Origin of the sequence: Mycobacterium sp. (assembly GCF_040509115.1) — a bacterium.
Lineage (GTDB): Bacteria > Actinomycetota > Actinomycetes > Mycobacteriales > Mycobacteriaceae > Mycobacterium.
On the sequence record NZ_JBEVLO010000468.1, the window covers coordinates 1 to 9991 of the forward strand.

General features: G+C 67.7%; 14 protein-coding genes. 6 read left to right on the forward strand and 8 right to left on the reverse strand.

Annotated features, from left to right (window positions below; translation table 11 throughout):
- Positions 1-171, forward strand: a 171-nt coding sequence (locus ABW137_RS32035; RefSeq protein ID WP_526406341.1) for a hypothetical protein, incomplete at its 5' end; no start/stop codon positions are given.
- Between the two features lie 86 nt (positions 172-257).
- Here the strand turns inward: ABW137_RS32035 and ABW137_RS32040 are convergent.
- A complete protein-coding gene (locus tag ABW137_RS32040; protein ID WP_526406343.1) occupies positions 258-941 on the reverse strand; it encodes a S1 family peptidase in 684 nt (227 codons plus the stop codon).
- A gap of 178 nt (positions 942-1119) precedes the next feature.
- On the opposite strand from ABW137_RS32040, the gene ABW137_RS32045 reads away from it, so the two are divergent.
- Positions 1120-1632 (forward strand): phage holin family protein, encoded by a 513-nt coding sequence (locus ABW137_RS32045; RefSeq protein WP_526406323.1) that lies wholly within the window; start codon positions 1120-1122, stop codon positions 1630-1632.
- 140 nt (positions 1633-1772) lie between these two features.
- Positions 1773-2672, forward strand: a complete 900-nt coding sequence (locus ABW137_RS32050; RefSeq protein WP_526406345.1) for an alpha/beta fold hydrolase — start codon at positions 1773-1775, stop codon at positions 2670-2672.
- Position 2673: 1 nt separating this feature from the next.
- Here ABW137_RS32050 and marP read toward each other — a convergent pair whose 3' ends face one another.
- From marP to nth, 4 genes are read right to left on the reverse strand one after another with little or no spacing between them, the layout of a single operon-like run.
- Positions 2674-3861, reverse strand: a complete 1188-nt coding sequence (gene marP / locus ABW137_RS32055; RefSeq protein ID WP_526406325.1) for an acid resistance serine protease MarP — start codon at positions 3859-3861, stop codon at positions 2674-2676.
- On the reverse strand, positions 3858-4649 hold the full coding sequence (locus ABW137_RS32060; RefSeq protein WP_526406327.1) for an NUDIX hydrolase: 792 nt from the start codon (positions 4647-4649) through the stop codon (positions 3858-3860). The genes marP and ABW137_RS32060 overlap by 4 nt, the downstream gene beginning before the upstream one ends.
- Before the next feature lie 30 nt (positions 4650-4679).
- The gene (locus ABW137_RS32065; RefSeq protein WP_526406329.1) at positions 4680-5333 is read right to left on the reverse strand and encodes a TlpA family protein disulfide reductase; all 654 of its coding nucleotides are present in this window, start codon (positions 5331-5333) and stop codon (positions 4680-4682) included.
- A 14-nt stretch (positions 5334-5347) separates the two neighbouring features.
- A complete protein-coding gene (gene nth, locus ABW137_RS32070) occupies positions 5348-6028 on the reverse strand; it encodes an endonuclease III (RefSeq protein WP_526406347.1) in 681 nt (226 codons plus the stop codon).
- A gap of 177 nt (positions 6029-6205) precedes the next feature.
- Between nth and ABW137_RS32075 the strand changes: the two genes are divergently transcribed.
- Positions 6206-6517, forward strand: a complete 312-nt coding sequence (locus ABW137_RS32075; protein ID WP_526406331.1) for a hypothetical protein — start codon at positions 6206-6208, stop codon at positions 6515-6517.
- Positions 6518-6636: 119 nt separating this feature from the next.
- Positions 6637-7311 (forward strand): cAMP-activated global transcriptional regulator CRP, encoded by a 675-nt coding sequence (crp, locus tag ABW137_RS32080; RefSeq protein WP_003883807.1) that lies wholly within the window; start codon positions 6637-6639, stop codon positions 7309-7311.
- Positions 7312-7341: 30 nt separating this feature from the next.
- On the opposite strand, the gene ABW137_RS32085 is transcribed toward crp, so the two are convergent.
- The 3 genes from ABW137_RS32085 to sp36 are packed head-to-tail and all read right to left on the reverse strand — an operon-like array spanning position 7342 to position 8728.
- Entirely contained in the window at positions 7342-8118 is a 777-nt protein-coding gene (locus ABW137_RS32085; protein ID WP_526406333.1) for an MBL fold metallo-hydrolase, read from the reverse strand.
- The gene (locus tag ABW137_RS32090; protein WP_526406335.1) at positions 8115-8570 is read right to left on the reverse strand and encodes a RidA family protein; all 456 of its coding nucleotides are present in this window, start codon (positions 8568-8570) and stop codon (positions 8115-8117) included. The genes ABW137_RS32085 and ABW137_RS32090 overlap by 4 nt, the downstream gene beginning before the upstream one ends.
- Positions 8567-8728, reverse strand: a complete 162-nt coding sequence (gene sp36, locus ABW137_RS32095) for a Sp36 family protein (RefSeq protein WP_526406337.1) — start codon at positions 8726-8728, stop codon at positions 8567-8569. The genes ABW137_RS32090 and sp36 overlap by 4 nt, the downstream gene beginning before the upstream one ends.
- A gap of 48 nt (positions 8729-8776) precedes the next feature.
- Here sp36 and bagA point away from each other — a divergent pair, with 48 nt between their 5' ends.
- A complete protein-coding gene (gene bagA, locus ABW137_RS32100) occupies positions 8777-9817 on the forward strand; it encodes an ATPase BagA (protein ID WP_526406339.1) in 1041 nt (346 codons plus the stop codon).
- Positions 9818-9991 lie beyond the last annotated feature (174 nt).

Sequence of the window (9991 nt, forward strand, 5' to 3'; positions counted from 1 at the left end):
GGGCCGTGCAACATATTTGCGACGCGGCGGCGGTGCATCCCCATGGTGCGCCGCCGCAGCGGCAAGATCATGCGACGCCTCCTCCGCGACGTCGCCGAAGGCCGCGAACTCGGCGACACCTCCACCCTCCTCGACCCCAGCGTCTTCGAAGCCATCAGCGCAGCCAAATAGGCCGACGCGGATCGACTGGGAGACGCTGCCATCCGGCGGACTCCCCGGTGCGCATCGGGAGGCCGGTCGGATACCCGCCGCGCCGACTACGGCTGAGGCGCGGGCGCGGCGCCGACGGGAACGAACCCGGTGCCCGGTCGATTCTTCGCGGCGATGTCGGCGAGCTGAGCGTTGATCGACATCGTCACCGCGGGGGTGTGCAGGGGGACGAACTTGACGACGCAGGTCGGCAGGTCCTCGGTGTACGCGCCGTGGATCATGCCGACGAGCATGTTGTTCACGGTGACGGGGGCACCCGAGTCGCCGGGTTGGCCGCACACCTGGTTGACGATCGTCCCCGGCTCCTGGCCGGGGCCCCACGTCACGCCACACGACTGACCCGTCGTGCGACCCAGTTTGCAGGCGATCTCACCGAACGCCGGGTCGGGCCCGATGCCGTCGATCTCGAAACCGTCGACGGAGTTGACGGGCTGCACCTTCTGCGGATCGAACTGGATGACGGCGTAGTCGAGGCCGTCGTTGCCCGCGACCATCGTGCCGACCACGCCGGCGCCCTGCGCCGCTTCTGAGGCGACCTGCGCCCCCGGACCGCCGCAGTGTGCGGAGGTGAACCCGATCAGATTGCCCTGATTGTCGTTGCCGATCGTGGTGAGCGTGCAGAAGGTGTCACCGTCGATGACGATTCCCGAACCACCACCAAGGGGGACGAGGCCATCCGCGCGGGCGGTGGCGACGTTCGGCAGGCCCAGGCTGGAGACCACCACGATCAAGGCCGTGACCACCAGGAACTGCCAGCGGCGTCCTTGTGCTCGCCGCACGACAACCCCCTCTTGATCGCTGCAACCCGAAAACCAGACCAGGTCAGTCTAACGTCGGCCGGAATCGCTGCACGGGGCGGCGACATGGCAACATGAACCACGACAGCATCCAGGCCGGGAGGACGTGTCCGTGACCAATGGCGACCGCAAGAGCGGCGTTCCCAGTACGGTGACTTCGATTCCGCTGGTCGATCCCCATGCACCAAAGCCGGATCCATCGATCGGAGACCTGGTCAAGGACGCCACCACCCAGGTGTCGACACTGGTGCGGGCGGAGGTCGAGCTTGCCCGCGCCGAGATCACGCGCGACGTCAAGAAGGGTCTGACGGGCAGCGTCTACTTCATCCTGGCGCTCGTCGTGCTCTTCTACTCCACCTTCTTCTTCTTCGCCTTCATCGCGGCACTGCTGGACTACCTGTGGTTCCAGACGTGGGCCGCCATCCTCATCGTCTTCGGCGTCATGGTCGTCGTCACCATCCTGTTGGCCCTCCTGGGTTTCCTGAAGGTCAGGCGGATCAGAGGGCCTCAGAAGACCATCGCGTCCGTCAAGGAGGCCCGGGTGGCTCTGGTGCCCGGCGGCAACAAGGCGGCATCGAACGGGGAAGCCCGCGCCGCGGCACCCGCAGATCCATCCGGCTGGTAATGGCCCGGAGCCGCTCCGGTGCTGGCGGCTCCCCCGCCGGCGGGGGAGAGCGAACCGGCCGGGGGATCTTTCACCGTGGGCACACCCACCAACCGCCACCCGACCCGTCGATCACCCGCATCGACGGTCCGTGGCGGCATATGGACGTGCACGCCAACGGGATTCGCTTCCACGTAGTCGAAGGAATCGCCGAGGACGACGCACCAACCCGCGCCGATGCGCCACTGGTGATCCTGCTGCACGGATTCGGCTCGTTCTGGTGGTCGTGGCGTCACCAGCTCCGTGGGCTGTCCGACGCCCGGGTCGTGGCAGTCGACCTGCGCGGCTACGGCGGTAGCGACAAGCCGCCCCGCGGCTACGACGGCTGGACGTTGGCCGGCGACACCGCGGGACTGGTCCGTGCGCTCGGGCACCAGACGGCGACGCTCGTCGGGCACGCCGACGGCGGGTTGGTGTGCTGGGCCACCTCGGTGCTGCATCCGCGCGTGGTGCGGGCGATCGCATTGGTCAGCTCGCCGCATCCCGTCGCGCTCCGTACCTCGGCGCTGACCCGGCGGGATCAGGGGTTGGCGCTGTTGCCGTCGATGTTGCGCTACCAACCACCGTTCTGGCCCGAACGTGCTCTCACCCGCAACGACGCCGCCGCGGTCGAAGCGCTGGTGCGGAGCCGGGCAGCCGCGAAGTGGCTTGACTCCGAAGACTTCTCAGTGACGGCCCGGCACCTGCGCCGAGCCATTCAGATCCCCTCGGCTGCGCATTCCGCGCTGGAGTACCAACGGTGGGCGGTCCGCAGCCAGTTACGCGGCGAGGGCCGCCGGTTCATGCGGTCGATGAAGCGTCCGCTCGCCGTCCCGATGCTGCACATCCGGGGCGACGCCGACCCGTACGTGCTCGCCGATCCGGTGCAGCGCACCCTGCGCTTTGCACCCAACGGCCGTTACGTGGTGATGGCAGGCGCCGGACATTACGCGCACGAAGAGGCCCCCGACCGGGTCAACGAGCACCTGACGAGGTTCCTCGCCGGGGTGTATGGGGGCTGAGTCAGGAGATGCAGGTGTCGGTCGACACCGGCTGCGTGTTGGTCACCTTCTGCAACTGCTTGGACACCTCGTTGGAGGTCAGGACGAACCCGGTGTCCGCGTCGTCCACGGCAGCGCCGAACACCACGCCTAGCACCTTGCCGTCCCGATCGATCAGCGGGCCACCCGAATTCCCTTGGCGCACGGTGCCTCTGATGGTGTAGACCTCGCGGGTCACGGTGGTGGTGTGGTAGATGTCGGGGCCGTTGAGTTGGATGATCTCGCGGATGCGTCCCGGGGTAGCGGTGAACTCGCCGCCGCCCGGATAGCCCATCACCACCGCGTCGGTGCCCGTCTGCGCTTCCTGCATGTCGAATTCCAGCGGCGCGGCAGGCAGCCCCGGCACGTCGAGGATGGAGATGTCGGCATCGGGATCGTAGGAGACGACGGTGGCGTCGTAGGACTTGCCTTCGGCCTCCACGGTCACGCTGTCCGATCCGGCGACGACGTGCGCGTTGGACATCACGCGGTTCGGGGCGACCACGAAACCGCTGCCCTCCAACACCTTCTGGCAACTCGGCGCGACACCACGGATCTTGAGCACGCTCGGCCGGGTGGCAGCCACCACCGGATCACCGGCCAACGCGGCGTTGGGCGCATCGACGTTGACGATGGGCGTACGCCCGAACGCCGGGAGCACGTCGGGCAGGCCCGAGGTGTCCCACAGGGAGGACAGTCGCGTCGGCACGCGCTGCAACCACGGGGGCGCGACGTCGTTGACCGTGGCGAGGACACGCGAACCACGCACCGCTGCAGCCAGATTCGGTTGCGGAGACGACGTGAGCAGGGTGCCGAGCAGCCACGCCGCCACCAGCACGGCGACGAGCTGCAGACCAACCCCGATGACGGAGTCGACGGTGCGCATCAACCCACTTCGGATGGCGCCGCGCACCGCGCGTCCCAGCACCACGCCGGCGATCTCGCCGACCACCACCAACCCGAGGATCAGGAACAATGCCACGAACAGCTGGGTGCGGGCTCCGTCGATGTGGGTGACGACATGAGGTGCCAGCAGAACTCCGGCGACCACGCCGAGGACGACGCCGACGAACGACAGCATCGAGCCAAGGGCCCCCGACCGCCAACCGGAGATGGCGGCGACGAAGGCGATGGCCAGGACGGCGAGATCAAGCCACTGCGAGGATGTCATTGTTGGACCTCACGGTAATCGCTGACGTCCCCGACGAGCGCCATTGCCGCGTCCAACTCGCGTACGTCGTCGCTGTCCCACGGCTTCGCCCAGCCGGCGACGTCGAGGATCGCGGAGATGATCTGGCCCGTGAAACCCCAGATGAGCATCTGGTTGAGCAGGAACGCCGGGCCTGCGAATCGGGAGGTGTTCTCCTTGCGGTACACCATCAGCCGGTTCTCGGGGTTGACGAACGCGCGGACGGGAACGCGGGCGACGATCGCCGTCTCGCCGGGGTCGACCACTCCCACCGGTCCCGGATCGGGTGAATAGGCCACGACGGGTACGACGTGAAACCCCGACGGCGGGATGAACATCCGGTCCAGAGTGATCAACGGACGGAGACGGGTGGTGTCGACGCCGGTCTCCTCCCGCGCCTCGCGCAACGCGGTGTCGACGGGGCCAGCGTCGCCGGGATCTGCCGCACCGCCGGGAAAGGCGGCCTGCCCCGCGTGGTGGCGCAGCGTCGAGGCCCGCACGGTGACCAGAAGGTCGGCCTCGTCGGGCAGCTGCCCGGCAGGGGCGTCCTGCGGGCCGGAGAACAGCACCAGGACGGATGCGTCGCGCTTGGCTCCCGTCCGCGTGGCCGTCGCGTTGGCCGACGTGATGGCTGCGAGTACGTCGGCAGGGACCCGACGCCGGTAGGCGCTCTGCACGTCACCGCCATGCTCGACGAGCGGCCTCAGCCACGCCGGAGCGGCGTCGGCGTCCAGGAGCGCGTGCGATCCCCCGTCACCGTTGGAGCTCAAACCCGCCCTCTCCTATCCCGTCTGGCTCGTTCAGCCGATGTTCGGATCTACCGCCGCCGCGATCTCATCGGCGCTGGCGAACGAGCGCGGCAAGATTTCGGCCACCGTACCGTCCGATCGCAGGACGACGCTGGCTGGCATCACGTTGGGCACCTTGAGGGCAGCGGCAACGAGGCGTCGGCCGTCTTGAAGGGTCGGCAGGCGCACGCCGAGCTCGGCGAGGCGCAGGAGCGCCGCGGCCTCGTTCTCGTCTTGGTGCACGGTCACCACCGTCACCGCCGACCCCATGCGGCGCTGGTATTCGGCCATCGCGGGGAGCTCGTCGGCGCACGGTCCGCACCAGTACGCCCACAGATTCAGCAGCACCGTCCGGCCGCCGATCGCCCGGGCCACGTCGACGCTGCTGCCGTCGGCCGCGCACTCGACGGTGACGCCGCCGAGCACCGCCGCACCAGGTGGCACCGACGGAGCTGGGCATGGCGGCAGGTCGGCTCGTGCGCGCGGACCCGCCAGTGCCTCGGCGGTGTCGGCGTCGCGGTGTTCGCGCGCTACGCCCGCCGCTGGCGGCGACCCGTTGCCTGCCCCACCGTCGTCGGGGTCGTCGCCCACCTCCCGCCACAACCCGACAGCGAGAGCCGCAACGACGATCAGGACGGCAACGGTCCACCTGGTCGACGTGCGCACGGACTCAACGACGCTCAGAGCCCGGCCAGCGCCAGGAGATGGTCGGTCTCGGGACCCTTGACCAGCGCAGCGGCGGCGAGCGGGTCGGTGGGACCCAGTCCGAACGACGGGCAGTCCTTGGCCAGCACGCACACTCCGCAGGCCGGCTTCTTCGCGTGACACACCCGGCGGCCGTGGAAGATCACCCGGTGACTCAGCAGAGTCCACTCCTTGCGAGGGATCAACTCGCCGATCGCGAACTCGACTTTGACGGGATCCTCCAATTCGGTCCAGCGCCAGCGCCGCACCAATCTCCCGAAGTGGGTGTCGACCGTGATGCCGGGGATGCCGAACGCATTGCCGAGGATCACGTTGGCGGTCTTGCGGCCGACGCCGGGCAGCGTCACCAACTCATCGAGGGTGTCTGGGACCTGACCGTCGAAGCGCGCGACGAGGTCCTGACCCAGCCGCATCAGCGAATTCGCCTTGTTTCGATAGAAGCCGGTGGGCCTCACCATGGCCTCCAACTCCTCACGGTCGGCGCCGGCGTAATCAGCGGCCGTGCGGTACTTGGCGAACAGCGCCGGGGTGGTGAGGTTGACTCCCTTGTCGGTGCTCTGAGCCGACAGGATGGTGGCGACGGTCAGCTCCAGCGGATTGGTGAAGTCGAGCTCGCAGTACACGTGCGGAAACGCTTGGGAGAGCGTCCGATTCATTCGACGCGCCCGCCGCACCAGGCCGGTATGGGTCTCGGCGTCCCACTTGCCGGACTTTGAACTCTCCACTGCTCGCGTTGCCACGGGTCAAGCGTACTGACGAGGCCGACAAGTGTAGACGCGGACCGGTGGCAATTCGTGATCCCACTGAGACCTTCGGCGTGTTTACTTCGCCATGTGTCTTGGTTGCTCGTCGCGTTCATCCCGGGGTTGCTGATGTTGGCAACCTTCGGTCTCGACCGCCTCGAGGCAAGCCTGGAGGCCGACACCGTCTCACCGGACGACGTCACCGCGGTTCTCGAACAGGCCAAGGCCGATTGCGCAAAACCGGCCACGCGCCCCATAGATGCGTATACCTACGGGTCGGTCGACGCGCGATACGAGGAGCGACTTCTCCTCGAGGCCCCCGAGAATTTGCCCACCCGCGTGTACGTCCACCACGCGACCAATCCGGAATTTCGGGAGACTCGACAGCCTTATCGTGTGTAGCGTTGGCACGTCTTGGCGCCGCCTACCCTTAGACTGAGTTCGCCATCCAGCACGGGTGGCGTCTAGACGTGTCATGTTTTTCCGTACAGCACAATTCCGACGGCTTATAGAGGGGCAACGTGGACGAGATCCTGGCCAGGGCCGGAATCTTCCAGGGTGTCGAACCGACTGCGGTTTCCGCGCTGACCAAGCAGCTGCAGCCCGTTGACTTCCCACGTGGGCACACCGTGTTCGCTGAAGGTGAACCGGGCGATCGGCTCTACATCATCATTTCGGGCAAGGTGAAGATCGGTCGCCGCTCGCCGGACGGCCGGGAGAACCTACTGACGATCATGGGCCCGTCCGACATGTTCGGCGAGCTCTCGATCTTCGATCCAGGGCCCCGCACGTCGAGCGCGACGACGATCACCGAGGTCCGCGCGGTGTCGATGGACCGAGACGCGCTGCGGGCGTGGATCGCCGACCGCCCGGAGATCGCCGAGCAGCTACTGAGAGTGCTCGCCCGTCGCCTGCGGCGCACCAACAACAATCTCGCCGACCTCATCTTCACCGACGTCCCTGGGCGCGTCGCCAAGCAGCTTCTGCAGCTCGCTCAGCGCTTCGGCACCCAGGAGGGCGGCGCCCTGCGCGTGACGCACGACCTGACGCAGGAGGAGATCGCCCAGCTCGTCGGCGCCTCGCGCGAAACCGTGAACAAGGCGCTCGCCGACTTCGCCCATCGCGGCTGGATCCGGCTGGAGGGCAAGAGCGTACTGATCAGCGACTCCGAGCGGTTGGCCCGCCGAGCGAGGTAATCGAGCGAGCGTCCAGAACGCCCGTTCGCATCAGGAGCGCAAGTAGTTCAGCTGCGCTTGCACGCTCCACTCGGCGTGCGGCCACAACTTCTCGTCGACGTCGGTGTACACGTGCTCGACGATCTGCCGGGCGGTGGCGTCGTCACCGAGCGCCTTCAGCGCATCGCGCACCTGGTCGAGGCGCTGCTCTCGGTGCGCGAGGTACGTCGCGGTCACCGCCGCCAGGTCGTCGAGATCCGGCCCGTGCCCCGGTAGCACGGCGCGCGGACCCAGGCCGTTCAGCCTGCGCAGCGACTCCAGGTAGTCCCGAAGGGTGCCGTCCTCGTTGTCGATGACGGTGGTGCCGCGGCCCAGCACGGTGTCCGCAGTGAGCACGGCGTCATCGACCAGGAACGACAGTGAATCCGCGGTGTGACCCGGCGTGGCGAGCACCGTGATCCGCAGCCCTGCCGCGTCGATCACCTCGCCGTCGTACAGCGGGCCGCCAAGTCCGCGAAGGAAACCACTGCCGACCGCACGCACCACCGCACCCGTCCGCTCGACGAGCTTGTCGATCGCATCGGTGTGATCGCCGTGCTTGTGACTGATCAACACCAGCGGAATCTTGCCGAGAGCGGCGATCCGTTCGATGTGCGCGTCGTCGTCGGGCCCGGGGTCGACGATCACCATCTCGTCGCTGCCCGGCCCCTGCAGCACCCACGTGTTGGTGCCCTCGAGCGTCAGCATCCCCGGGTTGTCGCAGAGCAGCACCGACGCCGTGTCGGTCACGCGCCTCAGCTGCCCGTAAGCGGGATGCTCCAAACTCACGCGACTTCTACGACGATCTCTACCTCCACCGGCGAATCCAGCGGCAACTCCGACACCCCCACCGCCGATCGTGCGTGTGCCCCCGCGTCGCCGAAGACCTCACCGAACAGCTCGGAGGCGCCGTTGATGACGCCGGGCTGGCCGTTGAAACCGGGCGCGGACGCCACGAAGCCGACGACCTTGACCACCCTGGCCACGGAGTCGATCCCGACCAGTGAGTGAACGGCGGCGAGCGCATTCAACGCGCAGGTGCGCGCCAACGCCTTGGCCTCCTCGGGGCTCACGGCCGCGCCGACCTTGCCCGCCTGCGGCAACGCACCCGCGACCATCGGCAGCTGACCTGATGTGTAGACGAGGTTCCCGGTGCGGACCGCGGGAACGTATGCGGCCAACGGGGCGACGACGGCGGGCAGCTCGATGCCGAGTTCGGCCAGCCGGGAGGTGACGGTCACTTGGGCCTCTTCATGTAGGCGACGAGCTGTTCTCCGGTGGGACCGGGAAGGACCGAGACCAGTTCCCAGCCGTCCTCACCCCACTGGTCCAGAATCTGCTTGGTCGCGTGCGTGAGTAGTGCCACCGTCACGTATTCCCACCGGGTCAGTTCGCTCATGGGCCTGAGCTTATCGGTCACGGTTGGCGTCATGGTTAGCATGCTGGGGTGACCACCGATGCTCCCGAGTCCAGCACCCGCGCGTCCGTCGGATGGCCAGCCCGGCTGACCAAGGCGCGCCTGCACTTCGTGACGGGCAAGGGTGGCACCGGCAAATCCACGATCGCGGCGTCGTTGGCACTGGCGCTCGCCGCGGGCGGCCGCAAGGTGCTGCTCGTCGAAGTAGAAGGACGCCAGGGCATCGCGCAGCTCTTCGACGTGCCGCCGCTGCCCTACGAGGAGGTGAAGATCGCCACCGCCGACGGCGGCGGGCAGGTCAACGCGCTGGCCATCGACACCGAGGCTGCGTTCCTCGAATATCTCGACATGTTCTACAACCTGGGTATCGCGGGGCGGGCGATGCGACGAATAGGCGCAATCGAATTCGCGACGACCATCGCGCCGGGGCTGCGGGACGTGCTGCTGACCGGCAAGATCAAGGAGATCGTGGTCCGGATCCAGAAGGAGAAGGCGAAGGGCAAGCCCACTGGCTACGACGCGGTCGTCGTCGACTCGCCGCCGACCGGACGCATCGCGCGGTTCCTCGACGTCACCAAGGCCGTGTCGGACCTGGCCAAGGGTGGACCCGTGCACTCGCAGGCCGAGGGCGTGGTCAAGCTGCTGCACTCGGAGCTGACCGCGATCCACGTCGTCACCCTGCTGGAAGCACTGCCGATCCAGGAGACCCTCGAGGCGATCGACGAGCTGACGGAACTCGAGCTGCCCATCGGTAGCGTCATCGTCAACCGCAACATCCCGTCGTATCTCGATGACGACGACCTGATCAAGGCGGCCGAGGGCGACGTCGACGCCGACGCGGTCCGGGCGGGTCTGGCGAAGGCCGGAATCACGCTTTCGGACCCCGATTTCGCGGGTCTGCTCACGGAGACCATTCAGCACGCGACGCGCATCAGCGCCCGCGCCGAGAGCGCCGAGCAGCTCGACGGGCTGGACATCGCCCGCCTCGAGCTACCGGCGATCGCCGACGGCGTCGATCTGGGCAGCCTTTACGAACTGGCGGAAGCACTTGCCGCCCAAGGGGTCCGATGAGCGCTTGCGCGAAGAGAAGAAGGTACCGATGAGCGCTTGCGCGAAGAGAAGGCCACCCCAGATGAGCGCTTGCGCGAAGAGAAGAAGGTACCGATGAGCACCACACCGCGCGCCCTCGACATGGCGGCGATTCTCCATGACCGGACCAATCGCGTCGTCGTGTGTTGCGGCGCA